Here is a 23,784-nt window from a genome sequence, read left to right on the forward strand (position 1 = left end):
TAGGGGCCGATGCTTGGGAGCCCCCCGGTCCGCGATGGGATCGAAGGGCAGGGGCTTGGAGGAAACTCAGGAGAGGCGTTCCAGCTTGGCGGGCAGGCCCTGACGCACGGCAGCACCCGAAATCGGGTCAACCCAGACGCCGGGCATGCCTTTGCGGGTTGGGTCCATGAGACCAAGGTCATTCTGCAACACACCAGTCGCAAGACGCGGATCCGCAGGCAGGGTCTCATCATCAATGGTGATGTCGCTGCCGCCAAAACCGCGATGCCCGAAGCCGTGCTCGATGGCCACAGTGTTGCCAGCAACGCCTTCTCGCACCACCGCGACGCTTTCCAAACGGCCACCCGGCGTCGTGAGCCGAACCCTGTCACCGGTTTCAATGCCAAGAGACGCGGCAAGGTCGCGGCCGACATTGACCGGATTGCTCGACACAATCCTGAGCAGAGACTTGGCTCCGACCGAGTAGGAATTCTGCAACGGTGACTTGAAGCTGATGACCTTCACCGGCCATTCGCTCGCCGGATAGAGATCAGCCACCTTGCTGCCGTCGGCAAACTCGGCCTCACGCCAGCTCGGTACGCCGGGGGATCGCTTGCCGGTCATGGCATTGCGTGTGCTGCCAATGCCTTCGTTGTAAACCAGCATTGGTTTCTTGAAGGCGTGGCTGCCCAGATCCCCTTTATAGCTCTTATCCTTATTCTCATAGCGCCCACCCTTGGCATAGATGGTTGCGGCCTTGCGCCATTCGCCGGGCTTGAGTACATCTTCCAGTGCGGAGCGGATGCGGGTGACGCCTGTTACTTCGAGATCCTCGTCACTGGCATCCGGCACGCTCGAGCCGCCAACCGTGGCGACATTGACCGCACCGCGTAAATAGAAATCTTCGGGCCGGTTGAGCGGATGCATGGTGCCTTCTGCATCCGGAATGGCCTCGTCACCAAAGCCGGGAAGACCCATGCGTTTGGCCGTGGCGATCAGGAACATGTCCACGTCGATCGGCACGCCCTCCGCCGTGCGGGCAACTTTGGGCTCGACCACCGGCCAGCGGGCGGTGGTGATCTTCGTTGGCACTCCGTTCCACGGTTTGACGAACCCCCAGCTTTCATACATCACCGTATCTGGCACGATATAGTCCGCAAGGGCGGAGCTTTCGTTGATGAAAGGATCGATGGAGACGATGAGCGGCACCACCTTTGGATCCTTGAGTTTGGGGACCAGATGGTCAATGCCCGCAATGCCATAGACCGGATTGGCATTGCGCAGGATCAGCGCTTCGATGTTGTAGGGATAGCCGTTGACCATGGCCGAGAACCATTCGGTCGCCAGCCCCGGTGCGTTGGGATACCAAGGCGCTTCTGCGGGGAAGGGCTTGCCGCCCGCCTTCTTGGTTATGAATTCGCTGGTTTTCTCGTAAGGCACATTACGGCCAAGGGGGAGACCCTTGGGTTTCACGCCGCCCTTCACCTTGGCCAAATCATAGGCCGGACCGTTGGTGTCCGGATACCATCCGCCCAGTATCAGGGTGCCGCCCTTCCAGTTGAGATTGCCGATCAGCGTGTTGAGCATCATCAATGCAAAGGCATTGTAGAAACCCGATCCGCTCATCATGCCGCCATGACTGTTCACTGCGGCCTTGCGTCCGTGGCTGGTGAATTTGTCGGCCAGGTCGGTGATCGAGGCGACCGGAATCCCGCAAGCAGAAGAATAATCCTCATAGCTGCGGCTCATTGCTTCCTCGCGCAGCAAGGTGAGGGAGGTCTTCACCGCAAGCGGTCCATCTTTGCCCTCAACTTTGCCGTCAAAGAACAGCGGTGCAGCATTCGGGCCAACCGGCACGGGACCAGTATCCGACGCGACCATATAGGCATCCGCATCGGAATAGGGCTCACCATCAAACTCTAGCCCCATGTCGGATGCGCGCAAGAGCTTGCCCATGCGCGGATGGTCCTCATCCGTGATCACCAGATGGGTGGCGTTGGTCCAGTTGGCTTCACCGGCGCTGTCAGCGGCTGGCTTGGAGGGCTGTGCGAGATAGTCCGCATTGATGCGGTCATTCTCGAACATCCAGCGAATCATTCCCATGGCGAGTGCCCCGTCGGTGCCCGGCACGATGGGCAGCCAACGGGACCGGTCGCCTGCCGGGCCACTCTGGGCATGATTGAGCACAGGATCGACGAGCACATAATCAAGCTTGCCCTCGCTGCGTGCTTCGGCCACCAACGCACCAATGCGCTTGAACGGATTGCCCGCATTGCCCGGCGCCGTGCCGATGAAGATGATGAATTCGGCCTCTTCAAAGTCGGGCTTGGCATGAGGCATCTTTTTCACGTTGCCGAACATGGCGCCCGAACCGGAGCGATAGGAGCCGCCGCAATAAGATCCGTGGCGGGCGTAGTTGGTTGAACCATAGCTTTTCTTGAGCCACCTGATGTTCATGTTGTCGCGGCCATCATTGACCGAACTGAGCATCACGACCCCATTGGCACGGGGCCCCATTTCCGGCGCATCGGCCCGGATCGGGGTTTCCAGATCGCGAATCTCGCGCAAGCCGGCAACTTTGCCTTCTCCGAACAGGTCGCCGCCTTCGACGACTTCCTCGACGAGCTGTTCAAAGCTGATGGTTTCCCATTTGCCTGAGCCGCGTGGACCAACCCGCTTGAGCGGTTTGAGGACACGGTGCGGATTGTCGAGCTGTTCGAGCACTGCGTTGCCGCGTCCGCAAGCGGTGGAGCGGCGCAGCTGGCCGTCGTTCGCACCTGCATGGGCGAGCGCGACCAGACTGTCTTTCACAGGCGTTTCATAGGGCAGAAACTCGGTGGTGCTGAGCGGATTGTAGGGATTGCCGGTAACACGCAAGACCTTGTTGGCGGCCTTGTCGACCCGCACCCGCACCCCGCACATGGTGGTGCAGCCGATGCACATGGCGTAGCTGATGGCTTGATCGGGGTTGAGTGTGATATCGCCATTGGCACTGACGGTATATTCCGGCTCCGGGGCGTCGCCCGTTACATTTTTGCGCGGCACCTTGCCTGACCATTTGCCTTTGACCAGTTTGCTGGCGGGTTCGGCATAGCCTGCAGCGAACGCGCCAAAGGCTCCGATGGCGGCTGCGCCCTTGAGTATGTTGCGGCGTGTAGACATGGATTTTCTCCTCAGGCTGTGCGGACCGGTTGGGCGGAATGATTTTGGGAAGGCGCGACAGGCGTCTCGGCTTCGGCCCAGGGAACAAAGGTGGTGTAGAGGATGAGCAGGAAGATCCAAAGACCGAACGTGCCGATCACGCCCATCATGCCGTCGATGCCAGTGGGCATCAGGGCGTCATAAAGACCTGACCCGACTTTGGGGACAGCCTGGCCGCCCATGAAGACGGTCCAGCGGAACATCCATGCCGCGTGAATGGCGATGATGCCGGTGATCCATCCCGTATGGGCCGGAGAGATCAAGGCGATGACAAAGGGCAGAGCGATGGCGAGCGTCGCCCAGATCGCGATCATCTGCCAGACAGGGAACCCGGCAACCGAGGCGAGCGCTTCTGCATGGACGGGGCTGAGACCAGAAAGGGCCAGACCGAACCAGAGGGCACCAAGCACGCCGACAAAAGCCAGACACGTGGCGAGCAATCGGTTCATGCGTGATTCGCAATCGGAACCAGACCCCAGCAGGCGGCCAAGAACCAGCATAACACCAAGAGCACCCACGGCACCGGTGGCAGCAAACTGCACGGGCAGGAGGGGTGTGTTCCACAAGGGACGGGAATGGACGATGGCAACTTCGGCGCCGGTGTAAGTCAAAATGCCAAGTGCGGACAGACAGGCAGCAAGGCCGAGCGGACGGGCAAAGCTGTTCGCGCTGCTGCCAAAGGCGAGAAAGCGGTAAAGCCACGCAAAGCGCCAGTCCTCATTGCCCCAGCGATAAAGCGCCGGACGATGAACCGCCCAGGTGTAGAGCAGCAGCAAGGTGACGTAGGAGACGACGATCCATGATCCCCATGCCATCCAGGAGCTGGCGTTGGTGTAAGCGAAGAATTCCCAGAAGCGGAACGGCTGATGCAAATCGGCAAGAAGAGCAACGGGGCCGGAAATGCCGGTCGTCACCGCTGTAATCAGGGCCAATCTTGCCATGGGCAGGAAAGACGTCTTGCCGAAAACGAACCCCGGCAAGGTCATGAAGAGGGCCGTGGTCGACATACCGATGAGGAAGAAATACTGGACCGCCCAGGGAAGCCATGCGGCTTCGTGAACGGCTCCGACGAGTTCTTGAATTTGCATTACCGGCTCTCCCCGTGATGTTCGAGTTCGGACGTCAGTGGCGGTCTGTAGGCGGCTTCCCCTGCGACCCGGCCGCTGAGGGCTTCATCCAGCCCGATGTAATAGACATTGGGATCGGTGTGCATTTCGGGGCGCAGGACAGATACCGTGTTTTCCTTGAGGAGCTTTGAGACCGAACTGTCGGGATCGTTGAGATCGCCAAAATTGCGGGCCCCACCAACGCAGGTCTCGACGCAGGCAGGAAGCAACCCGGCCTGTGTGCGGTGAAAGCAGAAGGTGCATTTGTCTGCTGTCTGGGTTTCATGATTGATGAACCGAGCGTCATAGGGACAGGCCTGAACGCAGTAGGCGCAGCCAACGCAGCGCGAGGCATCAACCAGCACTTCGCCGGTGCCTTCCTGCTTGTAGGTGGCCTCGACAGGGCAGACCGGCACGCACGGTGGCTCGTCGCAGTGATTGCACAGGCGCGGCAGCATCACCATGGCAGGATCGCCGCCGTCCTTGATCACCTCATAGACGGAAACATGGGTGCGGAAGGCATCCTCCGGCACGGCGTTTTCCATCACGCAAGCGACGGTACAGGCCTGACAGCCGATGCATTTGCGCAGGTCGACGACCATGCCCCAATGGGGGGATTGGATGTCATTGCTGTCGGGTGAAGGGGTCTTGGCGTTGGCGTGTTTGGCTCCGGCAACTGTGGCCGCAGCGCCAATCGTCACCTGGCCGACCGATCCCAGAAAGTGGCGGCGTGTGGTGTCCATGGTTGGTCCTTTCGCTCAAGGCCTTTTGCGTTAAGTGGCGCGAAAGGCTCTCGGTCCTTGATGTGCCAGCCACCAAAACACGCTTGATAAGAGCGTGCGGGAGGGCTGGCCTGATCTTGAACCAAGCCTAGGAGCAGAGCGATAAGGAGTGAATCAGAGCAAACCCAATGGCTTTAGGGGCTAACCCCTAATCTTGGGGCCAATCAGCCGTGACAAGCTGTCGCACCAGGTCGGCCGTGGTGGTCGCTTCCATCTTGGCCATCAGGTTATGGCGATGAATCTCGACGGTCTTGGGACTGATTCCAAGATCGGCGGCAATCTGCTTGTTCTGTCTGCCATCCATGACAGCGCGGGCCACGTCCATCTCACGGCTGGTGAGGCTGGCGATGCGCTCGGCAATTTGAGCCTTTTTCTGGGCGTCGCCAGCGCTGGCACGGGCTGTTTTCAGAGCTTCATTGATGCGTTCGACAAGCGCCATGCCATTGACCGGCTTTTCAAAGAAGTCGAGCGCTCCGGACTGGATGGCTCTGACCGCCATGGGCACGTCTGCGTGGGCGGTGATAATGATCACCGGCAGAGCACAGCCGCGCCGGTTCAGCTCATCGAGCAATTCCAGTCCCGTCATGCCGGGCATGCGCACATCGGCCAGTATGCAGCCAATAACCGCGTCATCAAGGCGGTCGAGCAGGTCCATGGCCGAGCCATGGGTCTGAATGCCAAGGCCGAGCGAGGAGAGCATGAAGCCGAGCCCTTCACGGACGGCGCGGTCATCATCAACGATATGAATGACGGCATCTTCGTTCATGGAGCGTCTCCTGTCGGCAAAAAGAGTATGACCACAAGGCCCGGCCCTTCGCTTGGTGCCTCGGCGCGCATGGTGCCGCCGTGGGCTTCCACAATCGAGCGGCTAAGGGCAAGGCCGAGGCCGATGCCATTTTCCTTGGTGGTGTAGAAGGCTTCGGCAAAATGCCCAAGGCCTTCTTCATCCATGCCATGGCCAAAATCGCGAAGGGAAAGAACGATCCCCGGAGCGTCGCCACTTGCTCGCCGGGCATTCAGTCGCACGCGTTTTTGGTCTGCGGGGGCGTCAATCATGGCGTCGATGGCGTTCTGGACGAGATTGAGAATGACCTGTTGTAGCTGGATCCGGTCGGCCTCAATGGTGGGCAGGCCCGGTGCGATGGTCACCTCGACCGCCACCCCGGCCCGATGGGCCGAGGCCTCGTAGACCGGAGCGCAATCGGCGATGAGGCCAGCAATGCCGACCGTTACCTTCTGGCTTTCCTTGTTGCGAACAAAGGCCCGAATACGCCGGATGACGGACGCCGCCCGTTCAGCCTGTTGGGCAATCTCGTTGCTGGCGACTTCCATGTCATCCTGCGTGAAACGCCCGGTGCTGATGCGCATGGCACAGCCCTGAGCATAATTCGAGATGGCCGCCAGCGGCTGGTTCAATTCATGAGCGATGGATGTCGCCATCTCGCCCAATATGGACAGGCGGGCCACATGTTCGAGCTCTCGCCTGTGCATCCGGTCGGCTTCCTCGGCGCGTTTGCGCTCGGCGATTTCCAGCACCAACTGTTCATTGGTTTCGTTAAGCGCCCGTGTCCGCCGCCGTACCAGATTTTCGATCCGGACCGAATAGATCGCCCAGAAAATCAGGGCACAGGCGATCAACAACAGCCATTCGCTGTAGTCCTCGATGAAATCGGCAAGCGAAATGAGCCCTGTTCGGGCATAGGGGCCGATCTCAAGACGCCGCAGAACAGCATGGACGGACTGATAGTCGAGGGGAACGGTCCAGAGGTTGCCTTCCTTGATGCTCATCAGGGTGACCGCGACCTCTTTGGCAAGCTCGCTGTCTGTCTTGCGTGTCTTGGCAAAGGGCCAATTTGGAAACAGCGGACTGGAAACCACGCAGTCAGTCTCATCCGTTTCAACGAGGCCAAAGCCATGCAGCGAACCATAGCGATCCGGATCCTCCGCCTGCAAATACTCCAGCGTACAGGTGCGCAGAACCGCTGCGTCAGCGTCTCCCGAGAGGACGGCGTTCACCGCCTTTTGCATCGGATAGCCCGTAGCAACCACCTCGACGCGGCGGGAGAGAGACGGATCGACCTTGTCCATCTCGGCCCAAATGATCTGAAATCCGCCAAAGGCTTCTGGCGTGACGACCGCCAGACGCTTGCCGACCAGATCCGCCAGATCCTTGTAACCCTTGTTGGTCACCAATGTGGACGCGACCGGCTGATCCTCCTGTGCGGTGGCGATGCGGCTGATGTGGTAGCGATATTCCAGCTCGGCATAGTTGCCCGGATTGGTGATGACAAAGTCGAGCCGGTTTTCGGCCAGCGCCTTGTCGAGGCCATCGATATCAAGCGCGACGAGTTCAAAGGAGAGTTGAGGAAAGGCAGCGTCAAGACTGGCCGCCGTTGCCCCCCAATGTCTCAGGGAATGATCGCCGCCAAGAAAATCCAGAACGCCGATCCGCTTCACGGCCTGCTCGTCTGCCCTTGCAAAGGGCACTGAGAGCCAGACAACGGATATCAGAAGTCCCATGAGCAGAGAGAGAAGGCGATGGCTCAACATGTCCGGTCCGGCAGGCGTCTTGAAGAAGGAATGGGCAGGAAAGGGGATGACATGCCTGTTCGCGACAAAGCCTAGTGCATTTGGGTGGGGCTGTCATGCCCCATATCGCAGTTGCCACGGAACAGCGATGACCGGATTTCGAGACCGGATCCTGGGACCGGGCCAGCTAGGTCAGGCCCAGGCGAGATCCTGCTCCTCGAACCCGATCACCATGCCATCCTTCGCCCAGAGGGGCGGGTTGTTGAGCAGGTGGAGCAACTGGTGAAGCGGCCGGGGTTTGGAATAGAGATAGCCCTGATATTCATCACAGTGGTTGAGCTGTAGCCATGCCAACTGATCAATGGTTTCAACCCCTTCCGCGACGGCGGAAATACCAAGGAGGCGGCACAGGGACAGGATCATGTTGACCACCGGAGACTGATCTTCGATCATCTGGATGAAGGAGCTATCCACCTTCAGGCTTGAAATTGGATAGGATTGAATGTAGGCGAGATTGGAATAACCGGTGCCGAAATCATCCACGGCAATCGAGAAGCCGGCCTTGCGCAGATCCTTCAGCACCGCTTTCGCATCATAGCCATGCCCCATGAGCATGCTTTCCGTTATTTCGATTTCGATCTTGCTTGGCGAACATCCGGTCTGGCCAAGATTGTTACGCAGCCGATGGACGAATTGCGGATGGGCAAACTGTTCCGGCGACACGTTGATCGAGATGGGAATGTCATAGCCATTCTCATTGAGAATCTGCTGATCGTATCCGGCCTGCATGGTGATCCAGTCTCCGACGTCATGGATCATGCCGGTTTCTTCCAGCACCTCGATAAAGACAGCGGGTGAAACGACACCCTGATTGGGGCGATACCAGCGCATGAGGGCTTCGACGCTCAGAACTTTCTGCGAGATACAATCAACGCGAGGCTGATAATAAAGCCGGAATTCTCGTTCCTTGATCGCCCGATCAAGGTCTTTTTCCAATGTGCGTTTGAGAACGGCAGCCTGCTGCAGGGCAGGGCGGTAATAGCGGAAGGTCTTGCGGCCATTGTCTTTGGCCTCATACAGCGCCAGATCCGCATGCTGCATGAGTTCGGGCAGCGTCGTGCCATGTTCGGGGAACAGGCTGATCCCGATGGAGGCCTGGGTGTTCAGGAGGTGACCATTCAGCTTCGTCTCGAACGAGATGGCACACATGATGTCATTACAGAAAAAGTCGAGCTCTTCTGTTGTCTCGAACGGTATCAGGATCGCAAACTCATCGCCGCCAAGGCGGGCAATATGCCCCTTGCCGTGCATCGAGGTCTTGAGCTGACGGGCGACATGGATCAGCAACCCGTCCCCTGACAGATGTCCAAGCGTGTCATTGATTGCCTTGAAGTCATCAAGATCGATCAGCAGCAAGGCCAGCCGCTTTTGAGCTTGGCCTGCCTTTGCCAATACCTCCGGAAAATGATGGTTTACATAATTCCGGCTGTGCAGCCCCGTCAGCATATCGTGATGGGCAAGATAGGAGATCTTCTGTTGCTGCAGTTTCTGGTCCGTCACATCGATATCGGAGAGAATGTACGCCGGAACACCACTGACAGAATCGCGGCAGGCTCGGATCGAGATTTCACGCCAGCGCACCCCATCGAGTGTGAGCATCCGGCACGTCATCACGGCAATATCATTTTCTTCGGCCGTTGCAAGCGCCGCGGCGAAAGCCTTGTCTTTGCTAATCAGAGCAGTCAGGGGGCGGATTCCCCAGCCATAGATGCGATTGGCTTCGGTATTGGCATAAAGCAGCGCACCATCGCGCGTGAAAAGGGATATGCTGATCGGTATGTGGTTGAGAGCTTCCGCGCTCCGCATCTTGTTCGGAACATGGTCCTCTTCCGCATTGGCTTGACAGAGCAGGCCGACGCGCCCGTCGGGAAGGTGGTAGCCACGGAACGCAATTTGATAGGTTGCCGGCTCGCCGTTCGGATAGAGGGTCCAGAGCTCGCGGAAGGTTTCGTCGGTTGTCTCGAAGGCTGTGATGTACTGCTTGAGCCGGCTCTCGATCCCGCTGCTCATGTCTGCTTGCATGTTGCGTTGGTAGAGCTCGTCAAGAGTGGACGCCTGCCAAAGGAGCCGTGCGGCTTCGTTGGCCCAGACGACCTGCGCTTTGTCGACGTCGAATATCCATAAGGGAACGGCCAATTCCATCAAATCGGAGTGGCCTAGATTCACCGTCACCTCACTGGGTTGACCTTGGGACATATTACCGTACACCTAACCTCTCGATTAGGTCCCTTCCCTGATATCGTTCTCACCGCGACTTTTTGCTTGTCTTGCTGTGTCCCCTACTCACCCGCCCAGTTCTTTTCTTAACTGACGAGCAATTCAGCAAAACGGAAATCGGGTTGTATCTTCGACCCCATTAAACCCGTTAAGCTGTAAAAAAAAACTTAACTTGCTAGTGTTGAATAACTTGCAAAAAATAAGCACCTCTTTTCGGGCATTTGAGGCTTTTGATATCGTAAGTAACACTTCCAATTTGTGCATCAATGCCTAGGTAATTATCTATATGTTCTGCTGAAAAATTCCTACTTTTGGTAGAAAAATAATAAAATTTACAATCATAAACTGTATTGTGAATGGTTGGGGGCAAAGGTGTTCACAACTAAAAATTTGCCCAGTGCATATATTCCGTATCGACGGGATAATCGCCTATCACTTCCCGACACACCCGGCCCGGAGTTGCGCCGAGTCGCAGGTAGAAACGCTTAGCTGCGTCGTTGCCGACTAGGACACTCAGGGATGCAGATGTCTTGTTTCTCGAACGCAGTCGATCAAAGGCTGCTTGCATGAGGGCCTGACCGGTTCCTCTTGATCGGATGGCTGTCGCGCAATGAAGATTGTCGATGAAGGGGGCCGGGCGGCAGCGAACGGACAGGAACCCCGCAGGGCCAGTATGGTCATCCCGAAAGGCAACCAGAATGAAGTCATCCGCCTTAAGGCGCATGTTTCGCCACTGATCCATCAGATCCAAGGGCGCCTGATCATGAAGATAGCGGGCGGGCAGAAATCGGTTGTAGCTTGTTTGCCAGCTGTCCAGTTGCAACTGCGCCAGAGCTTCGTAGTCTGACCGTTTTGCCGCGCGAATGAGCACGTTACCCATCGCCAGTCGCTCCATGGTTAGCTTGCCACAGAAGAAGCAGAAGAAAGAGTGTCACTGTCCAGTTCGGCCATTTCGCGCTGTTTGGCCAGAACCAGCTGGCAGGCCTCGCTAATCTCGGGCAGATCTCTGGCAACAGACTTCACCAACTCCCGGAACCATTTATGGCGTGGCGAATGTCGATTGCGCACGTGCCAGACCATATAGAAGTGGGTCGGCTCCAGTTCAAACGGCGTCTCCACCCATGCCAGATCCCGAAAGATCGTGGAGGCCATGCGGGATGGGCCCGTCACCAGCATGCGGGTTCCGCGCACGACCATGGCTGCGGAGTTGAAGGTCGGACCGATGTAGGCAACCCGGCGCGTGTGGCCCAGTTTGCCAAGCGCTTGGTCGATGTTGGTCGTCTCGTTGTTGCCGAACGCAAGGATGGCATGTTCCGATGCGCTGAACTCATCAACGGTGCAAGGGGCATCGCGCTGCGTGGGATCATAATAGGTGATCGAGCGGTCCGAGCACAGCTTGGTGACCACAATGTCCGAGGAATCCTCAGGCGGGAAGGGGCAAAGCTCCAGATCGGCCATGCCCGACTTGAGATGCATGTTCCCCGACAACAGTTGCTGATGGGTGCGCAGGGTGCTGTCGGGGGCTTCCCGTTTCAGTCGTTCAAAGATGGATGGGACAATCAGGTCGTGCTCGAAGTCATTGCAGACGATAGAAAACCGGTCCTTGGACTTGAACGGATCGAACTCGGTCTGGTGAAACAGAGCTTCGAAATTTTCGAGCACCTGATCGATTTCGGGGGCCATTGCCTCCACCCGTTCGGTCGGCACCATCGAGCGGCCAACCTTGATGAACAGCGGATCGCCCAACAGGCTGCGCAGCCGGTCCAGAGAATGGCTGACCGATGACTGGGTAACGCCAAGGATGCGCGCGGTTTCCGTAACGGATCTGTGCTCGTAGATCAGCTTGAGCATGTAGAGCGAGCGACCGTCAAGGGACAAGTAATCGATATTCTTCATGATACCGATGTTTATAATGCATTTGCCCTAATAAGAGCAATGGCTATTGTGGCGAACCAGTTGGATCTCCTCCCGATCCAAAAGCCAATTAGAAAATTTACCGCTCACCAGAAGCGAAAAATCAAAAAGGAATTCCGGATGTCCGAAACCAGCGAAACATCTGTCGTTATCGTCTATCACAGTGGCTATGGCCATACTGAATCCATCGCCAACACCGTTGCAAAGGGCGTGCAAAGCGTCGAAGGCGTCAAGGTCACGATGATCAAGGCCGACGATCAGGACAAGGATTGGGACGTTCTGGCCGCCGCCGACGCCATCGTCTTCGGTAGCCCCACCTATATGGGTTCGGTCTCAGGTCAGTTCAAAATGTTCATGGACGAGAGCTCCAAGGTCTGGTTTACGCAGGGTTGGAAAGACAAGGTCGCAGCAGGGTTCACCGTATCCAGCTCGCAGTCTGGCGACAAACTCAACACCCTGACCCAGCTTCAGATTTTTGCAGGACAGCACAGCATGATCTGGGTTCCGCTCGGCATGCTTCCGGGCAACAACAGCTCAACCGCCAGCATCGAAGACCTCAACCGCCTCGGCGCCGCCACCGGCCTGATGGCGCAGGCAAACGCTGATGAAGGCCCGGACGTTGCTCCGCAGTCCACCGATCATCGCACCGCAGAGAAATTCGGAGCGAACGTTGCGGCCAGCGCCAAGCGTTGGGCGTCTGCTGCCTAATCAAGCTTCGTTTGGCTCACAAACAGTAAAGAAGCAGAGGGTTGATGCCTTCTGCTTTTTTTATTTCCAAGGGAGCACAGCGAAGAATTGAGATTGTCCACGATTGGACTTATGCTGATCCACGAACAGATTTGCGCCGCCCGTCGGCGCTCGAAGCGTGCCCAAATTTTGCGTTCGAGGAAAAGCGACTGAAATGGCAGGGGTCTACAAGTTTAAAACCTCCCGGTTGGCCCGTTGGGCATTGTGGTTGTCGCGCCTGACTATTCCGGTAGCCATTCTGTCTTTTCTTTTGATGCGGTTTGGCGGCATCCACCCATCCCTGGCGGTCTATTGTTTCGGGGCATCGCTGGTGCTGGCGTTGCTGTCGATCCTTGTCGGTCTCGCAGCCATTCCAGCCATCTGGTCCGAAGGGCAGGTTGGCGGACAGCGCATTATCGGCACTGTGCTCAGGAGCATGGTGGTGATCTTGCCCGCACTGGCGCTTGCCTATCTTTATTTTACGCGCCCCGCCTTTTCCGATCTCTCTACCAACCCGATTGACCCGCCCGAGTTCGAGACTGCATGGCAGATGCGTGAAGATGCCGACAACAGCCTTGATGTGGTCAGCCTTGCCGAGCGAGAGCAGCAGGCGCTCGCCTATCCGGAGCTTGCCAGCATCCGGATCGATCACCCCATCGAAGTCGTCTATCTTCTGGTTGCCGATGAGCTTGCCAAGCAGAAATGGAAGCTGATTTCTGCGACCGACCATGCTTTGTCCGCCGACGGAAGCCGCTTTGAGGCCTATTACCGCTCCGTCATCACGGGCTTGCGCTATGTTGTTGCCATTCGGTTGCGTCCAGATGGCGAAGAAGCGACCATACTGGACATGCGATCCGCCAACCTGTGGGGGCCGCACGATCTCGGTCGCAATGCCAACAGCATTACCGGTTTCCTCAGTTCGGTCGAACAAAGGGTCGCTCAGGGCATAGCGGCCTTTGAGCTGCAATTCGAAGAAATTCAGCGTCAACGCAGGCTGCAACTGGGGCCGATGCCGCGACCCAAGCCTCTTGATCTGATCAACGATGACGCCGCGAACAGCTAAGGCAGCGTAAGGCTTCGTGACAATGCTTTACGGCGATATCATGCGGGATCAGTCCACCAGCCTGTAGCGCGCCGAAAGGGTAGGGGCTTCGTCAAGGCACACGACGCGCTCCTGCGCCATGAGATACTCGAGCTGGGCGAACATCGACAGGCTGGCAGCGTCATGTAGGGATCGATCAACATCTCGATAGACCACCGCAACCATCTCCGCGATGGTCTCATCGCCCGCTGTGAGACGATCAACAAGCGCTGCTTCTCTTTGCACCCGGTGCGCCTTCAGTCCTGCAAGAAACGGTTTCGGGTCTTCAAGCACATCCCCGTGCCCCGGCCAGAATACCGGATCATTCCGCGCGATCAGGCGGTCCAGACTGGACATATAGTCTGCCATCGAGCCATCCGGCGGCGCAACAATCGAGGTGGACCAGGCCATGACATGATCGGCGGAAAACAGGCCCGTTCCATCCGTGAAGGCAAAGCACAGGTGGTTCATGGCATGGCCGGGTGTATGCAGAACGGTTAGCGCCCACCCATCGCCGTTGATCTGGTCGCCATCCTTGATCTGATGATCAATGACAAGATCCCGGTCACTGGACGCGTCGAGTGCATTAACCTCGCCCAGATGCAACGGGCGGGAGTCGCGATGCGGCCCTTCTGCATAAATGGGGGCGCCGCAACGGTCCTGCAGCAATTTCGCGCCCGCCGAATGATCCGCATGGGTGTGGCTTATCAGTATCTTGTCGATGCGTTCGCCTTTGGTGGCAGCAAGCAGCGCATCGATATGCACGCTATCCACAGGGCCGGGATCAAGCAGCATGACATCGCCTTCACCGATTATGTAGCTGTTGGTGCCACAAAAGGTGAAGGGGCCGGGATTGTTGCACGTCACGCGCCGCACCCCCGGTGCCAATTCGATCGCGGAACCATGATCGGTGAGGGGCGTGGTGTTGAACCTCAGCTTGGCCATGAAATGTCGTTGCCTTTCAAATTTCGTCAGTCGCGTCTGGCGCGGTGATGCCATTTCCTATCAGATAACCCTATGCCCTTCAAATAGTGGTGTATTTTCATCTGCGCCGTACATTTATTCGATGTAAGACTAAATTGCGTAAATATGCTTAGGTACTATTAATCAGAAAACCGCTTCGCTATTCTGCCTAGCATCAACCAATATTCAATTTGGGATGACTGGTTTTTGCCGCAAAAATATTGAACATGAGTCCAAATTTGAAATCCGAAATAGTGTAAAGATCCAGACCTTTAATAAGTGAATGGAGTTTTGAGCAAGGGTGGTCGCTGTATTTAGTGTTTTGATGATTTGTACAAGCTTTGGTTTAATTGTCTTTTAACCTGGTGTGGCAAGGATAGAAGATAGTTGAGTCTCTTCTTTGTGAGCTATGGTTGGATAAAGAAAATTTTGATCATAACTATTTGTCAGGTGCTGCTTATCCATGGGACAGTCAGTTTACGTTTCCGGTGTCGAAAGATACTTCGATGCAGATGACATCATCGTCAGCAAGACAGATCTCAAGGGGCGCCTGACCTACGCCAACCGTCTCTTTCTCGATCTATCCGGCTATACCGAAAAGGAAGTTCTGGGACAGCCTCACAGCATGATCCGACATCCTGAAATGCCGCGCTGCATTTTCAAGGTGCTGTGGGGCGCGATAGAGACGGGCAATGAAATCTTCGCTTACGTCAACAATCGCTCCAAGAACGGAGACAATTATTGGGTCTACGCGCATGTCACGCCAAGCCTGAGTGTCGATGGTAAGGTGGTAGGGTATCACTCCAATCGCCGTGTTCCGGACCGCAAAATTCTGGAAAGCCACGTCTTTCCTCTCTATGCAAAATTAAAGTCGATTGAAGATAAGCATACCAATCGCAAGGATGGCCTGTTGGCAAGCGAAAAGGCCATGAACGAAATTCTGGTCGAAAAGGGCGTGGATTACACGGAGTTTATCGTCACTCTCGGTCAGCGCCGGCGACGCGGTTTTCGTTGACGTGGTGATGGCGGCAAACAGGGCAGGACTGTCACAACGACTTTAAGGATTTTTTGGGGTACGCATCTATGAAATTTGGAAGCAAAAAGGCTTCGATCAGACAAGCCATTGAGGTCTGCAAAGCGGTTGCTCGTGGAGACTTCGAAGCCCGTATCCTGAATATTCCGGAGCGTGGTGAGACCGCTGAGTTGATGGATGCCATCAACGAAATGATCGACCGCACGGATGCCTACATCAGAGAATCCAAGGCCTGTCTGGACTATGTATCCAGAAACCAGCATTTTCGCCTGATTGCCGAAAAGGGCATGATCGGCAATTTCAAGTCCGCCGCAGAAAGCATCAACAAGGCGACCTACCAGATCAAGACACGTCACGATGGCTTTTGCGAAATGGGAGCACGGTTCGAAACCGATCTGGATACGATCATCAGAGATATGACCGCAATGATCAACGAGCTGCAGTCATCGTCCCAACAAGTGTCGAACGCCTCGAACAGCGCCAAGGAGCAGTCCCTCGTGGCAGCCTCCGGGGCGGAAGAGGCCTCAACCAACATGCAGTCTATCGCGTCCTCCGTGGAGCAACTGAGCGCTTCCATCGCCGAGATCAACACACAGGTTGTGACCAGCTCCGACATTGCGCATCAGTCCGTTGACAAGTCGCGCGATATGAGCGGGGAAATCTCCGGTCTCGCCACCGCGTCGCAGGAAATTGGTGATGTCATTGCACTGATATCGGACATTGCCGCCCAGACCAACCTCTTGGCACTGAACGCGACCATTGAGGCAGCTCGGGCCGGGGAAGCGGGCAAGGGTTTTGCCATTGTTGCGCAAGAGGTCAAGAGCCTATCGACACAGACTGCAAACGCGACCGAGCAGATCGGCAAGCAGATCGACGGCATTCAGGCCGCCACATCGCGCGCTGTTCGGGCCAACGATGAGATTTCCGCAACCATCGAAAGGGTGAGCGAGATTTCTGCTGCCATCGCGGCGGCCGTTGAAGAGCAGAGCTCGGCAACGCGGGAAATCGCCAACAATGTGGAAGAGGCAGCCAACGGCACGAGGCATGTCAGCTCCGGCATCACCGAAGTGAATGAAGCGACCGCAGCGACCGAAGAAACAGCGAAGAACGTCCTGACAGTTGCCGAGCGTATGGCCGAAAAGGAAGAAAGCCTTGATACCCTGCGCAAGGAATTGCTCGAGTTCCTCGTCGAGGTGCGCCGGGTCGGATAGAAAATAATGTGGTGGGTGCAAGAAAAAACGGCGCTACACACTGTAGCGCCGTTTTGCTGTTTTCAGATCTTAGGCCGGATCAGGTGATGACGTTCGGTTCTGTTCGCCCAATGCGGTTGCCAAGGTCGGTCATCTCAAGCATTGCGGCGACAACGCCCTTAAGGGCTACCTGCGGATCCTGAGTGTGGTTCCCATGGGTGTCAACATATTGCTCCAGATAGACCCGCAAGGTCGCGCCTTCCGTGCCCGTGCCGGACAGGCGGAAGACAACGCGGGCGTCGCCCTCGAACCAGACCCTGAGCCCCTGACCGGTGCTAACGGAGCCGTCGACCGGATCATTGTAGGAAAATTCATCGGCCTTGGTGACCTTCAGACCTGCAAAGCTCTTGCCTGGAAGGCTGTCGAGCTGAGCACGCAAGTCGTCTACGAGCTTGTTGGCGTCTTCAGCAGGAATGGCTTCGTAGTCATAGCGGGAATAGTAGTCCCGGCCGTAATGCTTCCAGTGATCGAGCAGAATATCCTTCACCGGTTCGCGCCGCTCTGCAAGGATATTGAGCCAGAGAAGAACCGCCCAAAGACCGTCTTTCTCCCGCACATGGTTTGAGCCGGTGCCGGCGCTTTCCTCACCGCAAATGGTGACCTTGTCAGCATCCAGCAGATTACCGAAGAATTTCCATCCTGTCGGTGTCTCGTAGCAGCCGATATGCATCTTGGCTGCGACCCTGTCACAGGCAGCGCTGGTTGGCATGGAACGCGCAATGCCCGAAAGTCCCTCGCGATAAGCTGGCGCAAAGTGCGCGTTGGCCGCAAGAACTGCCAAGCTGTCGGACGGGGTGACATAGGCATTTCGACCGATGATCATGTTGCGGTCGCCATCGCCATCTGATGCCGCACCAAGGTAGGGCGCGTTGGTCGACATCATGAGATCCATCAATCCCTTGGCCCAGACCGGGTTTGGATCGGGATGCCCTCCACCAAAATCTTCGCTTGGAATGGCGTTGATGACAGTGCCTTCCGGCGCCCCGAGAGCCCCTTCAAGAATTGCCTTGGCATAGGGACCGGTCACCGCGTGCATCGCGTCGAAGACCATTGTGAAACCACCCGCAAAGAGGTTGCGGATATGGACGAAGTCGAACAGAGATGCCATCAGCGCCTTGTAATCGGCAACCGGATCGATGACATCGACAATCATCTCCCCCATCTTGCGCTCACCAATCGAACCCAGATCGATTATCGGCTCGTCTGCGATCTTGTATTCGCTAAGGGAGCAGGTCTGATCATAAATCGCCGCTGTGATATTCTCGGGGGCTGGCCCGCCGTTGGGGACGTTGTACTTGATGCCAAAGTCCTCGTCGATCCCGCCGGGGTTATGGCTTGCGGATAGAATGAGCCCGCCGTCGGTCTTGTATTTCCGGATAAGGTTCGATGCCGCGGGCGTTGACAAAAGCCCATTCTGCCCGACGATGACTTTCGCCGCGCCATTGGCTGCAGCCATTTTCAGGATCTTCTGAATGGCTTGGCGGTTGAAATAACGGCCATCCCCACCAACCACGAAGCACTTGCCTTGCGCTCCGTCGATCGCGTTGAACACCGACTGAATGAAATTCTCAAGATATCCAGGCTCCATGAAAACCCGTGTCTTCTTGCGAAGACCGGATGTGCCGGGTTTCTGGCCTGCGATGGGCTTGCAGGAAATGGTATCGATTTTCATTTTGCAGACTCCAGGTCGAATATTTGGCAAGCTTATCGTTCACATTGCAAAGCGAACATAGATTTGAATCAAATTGGAGACGAAGAAATGCATTTTATCGCCTCTTTGGGGGTGAGAATGCGAAGTTTTTGTAATGCAAACCCGACAAACTCAAAGCGGGGTGGCTCTAGATCAGGAGCCAGCCAGTTGGACAAATGTCGTCAATGAAGTGATTTTGCATCTTTGAACGCGAAAACCAGTTGCGTGGCGCAATCACATGTTTACTCGGAGACGGATTGAGCCACGCTCCCCACCAGCTAAATGTGCTGTTGGCCACGATATGATGATTGCAAAGGGTCATCAATGCCAAATCATGGGCGCGTTCCTGACCTTCAGGCATCAGGCGACGGGGCCAGTGATCCGTCAATTTCTTCGCGGCGTCCTGATCGTCGCTGAGAATAAGGAATTGACACTCTGGAACAAGTTGCTCAATGAGTGCACGCGCCCGTTCGTAGTAGGAAGCATCAAGAATGCCGAAGTCCTTCAAATTCTCCGGGTTATTGAGATAATCTCCTCGCCGGATGTGGACTGACGCCGTCGGTCGCGTTTGCATGTCCGCGAGCAGCCCGGTATCCAATTCCTCATGGAGATAGGCAAGCGAGAATTCCTGCCGGATTGCTTCGCTGTAATCACTGAAATAGCGCTCTGAGGAGAAGTTTCCTTGCAGACAGCAGCCCGGTGAGATCGTCTCGATATCGGGATTGTAGGCAGAGCTCATATCGACGAAACTGGTGCCCGGCCAAAGGTCTATCAGTGACAAGCCTTTTGGTTCCCTCTTGATCAGTCGAATGAGTTTTCGAGACCTATTGCGTTGTTCTATACGCCAGATTTTTGCGCTGATCGGGAAGATATCAAGACCAAACTCGGTGTGGGCAATTTTGTTCGCTGATTTGACGAAGAGGACCAGATCAAGGCCGAGCCTTTTGGCTTGCGCAAACCCGGCTGCGTAGAAGAACATCTGGTTGCCAAGACCGGCATTGATCTGGGAGCAAATGTAATTTTGGACCGAATCCTGATCGATATCCACCTGCTCCATATCGGCAAGGCAGGTCGGGCGGCGGGCATGGGTACCATGATTCACAGTGAGCATTCGTCGCCTTCGGCAGGTCTTGAGGATTATTCAATTCCTAGCGTATCTGGTCACCTCTGTCCACCTTCTGAGACGGGTCGCCGAATGTGCGCCCAGCGCGTATCAATCAACGCGATCGGCGGCTGTTGAGCGCTATGCCCACAGCAATACATGCAATCCCCAGAATATGGAAGCTTTGAAGACGCTCACCCAGAAAGATGAAGGCGAGAATAGCAACCCAGCCCGGCATCAGATGGATGGCCACGCCAGCCTTTGCCGGTCCAATCAGACTGACGCCGCGATTGTAGCTGGCAAAGGCCAGAAGCGAGGCAATGAACGTCAAATATGCGATTGTCACGAGCGACAGCGGGCTGATGGGCATCGGTTTGAAAACAAGACTCTCCCAAATGTAGAATGGTAGCAAGAGAATTGCGCCCGTGCCTGTGATCAGCGTCAGCATGACCAGCGGATCCAGATCGTCAGGGCGCATTTTTACTGTGATAGAATAGCCCGCCCAGACAAGCGCCGCTGCAAGCATCCAGAGATCGCCAACCCTGAACGTCACCTCCAGCAATCGCGCCAAATTGCCATTGGTGATCACGATCGCGACCCCGATAAACGAGATGATGATGCCTGTGATCTGTGACCAGCCGATCCGGTCCTTGAGGAAAAGCACCGAAAACAGCGCCATCAGCGCTGGGCTGGTTGCGAGTATGAGTGTGACGTTGATTGCTGTGGTGGTCTGAAGAGCATAATATTGCAAGGAATTGAACGTGGCGATGCCAAGCGCCGACATTACGAGCAACAGCTTCCACTCTCGCTTGATGATCGGCAAATTGGCCGGAAACTTCGGCGCGGTGAAAAACAGCAATACCAGACAGCACAGGAACCAGCGCCAGAATGACATGCCCAGAGGCGGCAAGTCGGCGCGGACGGCGCGCCCGATGACGATATTGCCGCTCCAAGCCAGCGTTGCTGTGGCAAGAAGAGCGAAGGCGAGGATGGTCTGATTGGTCTTCATCGGATGCACTTGACGAGAGGTGCCGGCAAATGCCGGAGAAAGGGGAGGCTTCAATTCCTTTACACACTTTGAACCCGGGCAAAAGCGTAAAAACACGCCTGCAGGCGCATCCCGGACGAAAAGTCCGTGCAAACCGGGCGCGCAGCCTACTGGGCCAGCATCCAGTTCAGCGTGTCGCGCCAGTCAACCATCCGGATCGGCGTGCCGTGTTTGCCGGTCTTGAAGAGGGCCAGTCGGATTGGATAGCCGGGTTTGAGGCTCTTCACCGTCTCGAAAAAATCAAGCTGGCTTTTCCAGGGGAAGGCGCTATCCCATGTGCCATGCCCGATATAAAGAGGAATGGCATTGTCGGCCGATTGAAAGGCAGGAGAGGAGAAAAGAGAATCATTGCGCGCGACCCCCAGCAACAAGAGCCCATCCAGCATCGGCGACATATGCGCATCGGACAGAAGCCGCCAGCAAATCTCTCCCCCCATGGAGCCGCAGGCAACAAAGACGCGTGCGGCTGGTGACTTGGCTTTCTGGCTCAGGATGAGAGCCTTGATCTCCTCTGTGCCCCGGTATCCAAAGTCCGAGAAATCAGGCGAGATATAAAGCCCGCTGTTTCGCGCCATCAGGTTCTTGATGCGATTGAAATTCCCGCCAAAGCTCCAGTCGTCGATGCCCTGATGCCGATTGCCACCCTTGCCATGAAGGTAGACAACGATAATGTTCGCGCCGCCATCGGTGTTCCCGACCGCTTCATATTTCAGGCCGCGCCCGTTCACGCTAAACCCGCGGCTCACTCGGCTGCGGCCCGGCTTGAACGAGACATAGTAGCTCTTCACCTTGCGAACCGGGACTTCATCCCGTTCATTGATGTCGCGTGCGACGTCGTAATCCACGAGAACGAGGTCGCCTCCATACTTGCTTTCAAGGATGCCGGGATAGCGGAACAGGCGATCCTTGTAGGACGAGAGGCGAAGCGCATGGCCGGGAGTGGCGGTTGCGATGACCGCAAAGCATGCGATCAAAAGGGCGGCTAGAACGGAAGAAAGAGAGCATCCCGTGACGAGCCGTAAGCCGGTCCGGAGCAGTGTGCGGACAGGCCGCGCAGAAACGAAGATCATTCAGATATCCGGGTGTCGGTGGTGCGGGACAATTTTCGCCACATGATACCGGCTCTGATCGTTTCTTCAAGCAAAAGCACGCTGAAAGCCACATAGATAGACAGGTCGAACGACAAGGTCAGAACAAGCAGAAGGGGCAGGCCAACCCCCCATTGTAAACCGACTTGAACCCGCGTCACCCAGCGTGGCCAACCGGTTGCCCGAAGGATAGCGCCGATCGTCACCGATATTGTGCGGATAATCACCATACATCCGGCAAACGGAATGAGCAGCATGAAATTGATCCGTACAGCGCTTGAGATGTGCCAGCTCACACCGCCGACTACCAGTGTCACGCCAACAAAGATCAGCGCAAGGCGCGGCGCGAGTATCTTGAGCGCCTTGAGGATTGCACCAATGGTATTGTCCAGCTTGCGGCTGCCCGAGGGCAAATCAGCACAAGAGATGGTGGCCGAAAGCGCCACGGCCCGCCCCAGAACATTAGACACCGACAGCCAGGGAACCATCAATGCAAGGGCTGCAAAGGACAGATAGGGCAACTGCGAGAACAACAGATTATAGGCTTGCGAGCCCACGATCAGCGAAGCGACGTTGAGGGTCACCGGCACAAGGATCGTTCGTTCAGATTGCGGATCGATTGATGTCCGTCCGACATCCTGTTGGCGGAAATCGATGACCGTGAGGCCGATCAGATAGCAAAGACGGGCGCTCTGGCTGACAAGTGTCGCCACGGCCGCGCCTTTGACGCCCAATTCCGGCGCTCCGAACCAACCATAGATCAAAAGCGCATTGAGAATGACGTTGATCGGCAGCTCGATGATATAGCCTTTGAGTTCTCTCTTGGCCTGCCGCCTGACGTCAAATGAAAGGGAAAGAAGATAGGCGGCAAAACTGATCGGCAAGCCATAGACCATCAGTTCGAGATAGCGCTTGGCGGCAAAGCCGACGCCAGATGTGGTCGCCAGATGATCGACCAGAAAATTGATATTGAAGCGGAACAGGAGCACAAGAACGAGGCTGCATGCCAGTCCGAGTGCCAGAATGCGAAACAGTCGGCTGTAGAACAGCGCGGTGTCCCCGGCTCCGAAGGCGCGCGTCAAAAGGATTTGTGCGGCTGATCCCATGCCGAACAAAAGCGCCATGAAAACCCCGTAGAGCCCGGCGCACAGACCAAGGCCTGCAAGTGTTTCGTCACCGACAGGCGCCACCATGTTGGCATCGATGAGAATCGCAGAAGTGGCCAGCAGCCCTGAAAGCGACAGATACCCGGCGAGCCGCAGGATCGACGGAGTGCCACGATCAAAGAGATCTTGTGGGGGGGAGGCGTTTGTCACGGGTTTTGATGAGACCTTGCAACGTCAATTGGCTTGCGTGAGCAGGACATTAGGATAAATTGGCTGCGATTCCAATGTTCAAAACAATAAGGTCGGAGCGATCGTGTCTCACATAGCCATAACCAGTCCCTTTGTCGGGATGACCGTTCTCGTGATCTTCGTGATCGCAGGCAAGGTTTTCAGAGACAACTGGAAGCTGGGAGGGGCGCATTGGAAGCGGAATTGCTGGCTGAGCGGTCTGGTCGCAGCAGCCTGCTTTGGTGTTCTGGCCTTTGTCCCCTTCTTGCCGTGATCGGGTGTCCATCACAATGGCACGACAGCAACGAAGTACTAGCAACGAAGTATAAGCGTCATGGCCGCGAGCTGCACGCCCGCGACGCTCCATCTGCCAGATAGCTCCAAAAAGCCGAGGCGAGGGGGATACGATCAGGCCTTGCCTGCCGACCCTTCCATGGCCGCTTCGCGTTCGAGCTTCTCGCGCATCGCTTTCTTGCGGGGGCATTCGCCATTGAGGCGATCTTTCAACGGGCTGTCCTTGTCGACAGCCGAGCCGCAAATCAGGCAGTGATCGGCATCGGAAATGGCATTCAGGCCACCGCAGGAGCCGGCGATTGGCTTGCGCTTGAACATCACGCCCACGGCCATGCCGGACATGACCACCAAAAAGGCGAAGAATGCGATCAGAAAGGTTTCCATTGG

General features: G+C 56.4%; 20 protein-coding genes. 5 read left to right on the forward strand and 15 right to left on the reverse strand.

From position 1 onward, the window contains the following. Nucleotides 1-66: 66 nt before the first annotated feature. From CPH65_RS14240 to CPH65_RS14275, 8 genes are all read right to left on the reverse strand, one after another. Nucleotides 67-3,141 (reverse strand): molybdopterin dinucleotide binding domain-containing protein, encoded by a 3,075-nt coding sequence (locus tag CPH65_RS14240; RefSeq protein WP_096174226.1) that lies wholly within the window; start codon nt 3,139-3,141, stop codon nt 67-69. Between the two features lie 11 nt (nt 3,142-3,152). Then, nucleotides 3,153-4,268, reverse strand: coding sequence for an NrfD/PsrC family molybdoenzyme membrane anchor subunit (nrfD, locus tag CPH65_RS14245; RefSeq protein ID WP_096174228.1), 1,116 nt, complete (start codon nt 4,266-4,268; stop codon nt 3,153-3,155). Further along, the gene (dsrO, locus tag CPH65_RS14250) at nt 4,268-5,029 is read right to left on the reverse strand and encodes a sulfate reduction electron transfer complex DsrMKJOP subunit DsrO (protein WP_096174231.1); all 762 of its coding nucleotides are present in this window, start codon (nt 5,027-5,029) and stop codon (nt 4,268-4,270) included. Before dsrO ends, nrfD begins: the two co-directional genes overlap by 1 nt. A 187-nt stretch (nt 5,030-5,216) precedes the next feature. Then, complete coding sequence (locus CPH65_RS14255) at nt 5,217-5,834, reverse strand: response regulator transcription factor (RefSeq protein WP_096174234.1); 618 nt, start codon at nt 5,832-5,834, stop codon at nt 5,217-5,219. Beyond that, a complete protein-coding gene (locus CPH65_RS14260; RefSeq protein WP_096174236.1) occupies nt 5,831-7,618 on the reverse strand; it encodes a PhnD/SsuA/transferrin family substrate-binding protein in 1,788 nt (595 codons plus the stop codon). Before CPH65_RS14260 ends, CPH65_RS14255 begins: the two co-directional genes overlap by 4 nt. A gap of 171 nt (nt 7,619-7,789) precedes the next feature. Then, nucleotides 7,790-9,853: a bifunctional diguanylate cyclase/phosphodiesterase gene (locus CPH65_RS14265; protein ID WP_096174239.1), complete on the reverse strand. Its 2,064-nt coding sequence runs from the start codon at nt 9,851-9,853 to the stop codon at nt 7,790-7,792. Nucleotides 9,854-10,256: 403 nt separating this feature from the next. Continuing rightward, entirely contained in the window at nt 10,257-10,754 is a 498-nt protein-coding gene (locus tag CPH65_RS14270; RefSeq protein WP_157747702.1) for a GNAT family N-acetyltransferase, read from the reverse strand. Nucleotides 10,755-10,771: 17 nt separating this feature from the next. Continuing rightward, nucleotides 10,772-11,770, reverse strand: a complete 999-nt coding sequence (locus CPH65_RS14275) for a LysR family transcriptional regulator (protein ID WP_096174243.1) — start codon at nt 11,768-11,770, stop codon at nt 10,772-10,774. 138 nt (nt 11,771-11,908) lie between these two features. Here CPH65_RS14275 and CPH65_RS14280 point away from each other — a divergent pair, with 138 nt between their 5' ends. Then, a complete protein-coding gene (locus tag CPH65_RS14280; RefSeq protein ID WP_096174245.1) occupies nt 11,909-12,496 on the forward strand; it encodes a flavodoxin family protein in 588 nt (195 codons plus the stop codon). A gap of 193 nt (nt 12,497-12,689) precedes the next feature. Continuing rightward, entirely contained in the window at nt 12,690-13,577 is an 888-nt protein-coding gene (locus CPH65_RS14285) for a DUF1499 domain-containing protein (RefSeq protein WP_096174247.1), read from the forward strand. Between the two features lie 48 nt (nt 13,578-13,625). On the opposite strand, the gene CPH65_RS14290 is transcribed toward CPH65_RS14285, so the two are convergent. Continuing rightward, nucleotides 13,626-14,540 (reverse strand): MBL fold metallo-hydrolase, encoded by a 915-nt coding sequence (locus tag CPH65_RS14290; RefSeq protein ID WP_096174250.1) that lies wholly within the window; start codon nt 14,538-14,540, stop codon nt 13,626-13,628. Nucleotides 14,541-15,021: 481 nt separating this feature from the next. Here CPH65_RS14290 and CPH65_RS14295 point away from each other — a divergent pair, with 481 nt between their 5' ends. Both CPH65_RS14295 and CPH65_RS14300 read left to right on the forward strand, forming a co-directional pair. After that, nucleotides 15,022-15,573 carry a PAS domain S-box protein gene (locus CPH65_RS14295; protein WP_096174252.1) on the forward strand — a complete coding sequence of 184 codons (552 nt, stop codon included), beginning with the start codon at nt 15,022-15,024 and terminating at the stop codon, nt 15,571-15,573. Between the two features lie 68 nt (nt 15,574-15,641). Continuing rightward, on the forward strand, nt 15,642-16,802 hold the full coding sequence (locus CPH65_RS14300; protein ID WP_096174255.1) for a methyl-accepting chemotaxis protein: 1,161 nt from the start codon (nt 15,642-15,644) through the stop codon (nt 16,800-16,802). A 79-nt stretch (nt 16,803-16,881) separates the two neighbouring features. On the opposite strand, the gene CPH65_RS14305 is transcribed toward CPH65_RS14300, so the two are convergent. From CPH65_RS14305 to CPH65_RS14325, 5 genes are all read right to left on the reverse strand, one after another. Beyond that, nucleotides 16,882-18,513: an alpha-D-glucose phosphate-specific phosphoglucomutase gene (locus tag CPH65_RS14305; RefSeq protein ID WP_096174258.1), complete on the reverse strand. Its 1,632-nt coding sequence runs from the start codon at nt 18,511-18,513 to the stop codon at nt 16,882-16,884. 166 nt (nt 18,514-18,679) lie between these two features. Further along, nucleotides 18,680-19,642 (reverse strand): alpha-1,2-fucosyltransferase, encoded by a 963-nt coding sequence (locus CPH65_RS14310; RefSeq protein ID WP_096174261.1) that lies wholly within the window; start codon nt 19,640-19,642, stop codon nt 18,680-18,682. A 106-nt stretch (nt 19,643-19,748) separates the two neighbouring features. Continuing rightward, on the reverse strand, nt 19,749-20,642 hold the full coding sequence (locus tag CPH65_RS14315; protein WP_157747703.1) for a DMT family transporter: 894 nt from the start codon (nt 20,640-20,642) through the stop codon (nt 19,749-19,751). A gap of 146 nt (nt 20,643-20,788) precedes the next feature. Continuing rightward, nucleotides 20,789-21,751 carry a S9 family peptidase gene (locus CPH65_RS14320; RefSeq protein WP_096174266.1) on the reverse strand — a complete coding sequence of 321 codons (963 nt, stop codon included), beginning with the start codon at nt 21,749-21,751 and terminating at the stop codon, nt 20,789-20,791. Continuing rightward, nucleotides 21,748-23,085, reverse strand: a complete 1,338-nt coding sequence (locus CPH65_RS14325) for an MATE family efflux transporter (protein WP_096174269.1) — start codon at nt 23,083-23,085, stop codon at nt 21,748-21,750. Before CPH65_RS14325 ends, CPH65_RS14320 begins: the two co-directional genes overlap by 4 nt. 103 nt (nt 23,086-23,188) lie before the next feature. Between CPH65_RS14325 and CPH65_RS23955 the strand changes: the two genes are divergently transcribed. Beyond that, complete coding sequence (locus CPH65_RS23955; RefSeq protein WP_157747704.1) at nt 23,189-23,377, forward strand: hypothetical protein; 189 nt, start codon at nt 23,189-23,191, stop codon at nt 23,375-23,377. Nucleotides 23,378-23,511: 134 nt separating this feature from the next. On the opposite strand, the gene nqrM is transcribed toward CPH65_RS23955, so the two are convergent. Beyond that, a complete protein-coding gene (nqrM, locus tag CPH65_RS14330) occupies nt 23,512-23,781 on the reverse strand; it encodes a (Na+)-NQR maturation NqrM (RefSeq protein WP_096174272.1) in 270 nt (89 codons plus the stop codon). Nucleotides 23,782-23,784: the final 3 nt, after the last annotated feature.

The sequence above is a fragment of the Cohaesibacter sp. ES.047 genome (assembly GCF_900215505.1).
Classification (GTDB): domain Bacteria; phylum Pseudomonadota; class Alphaproteobacteria; order Rhizobiales; family Cohaesibacteraceae; genus Cohaesibacter.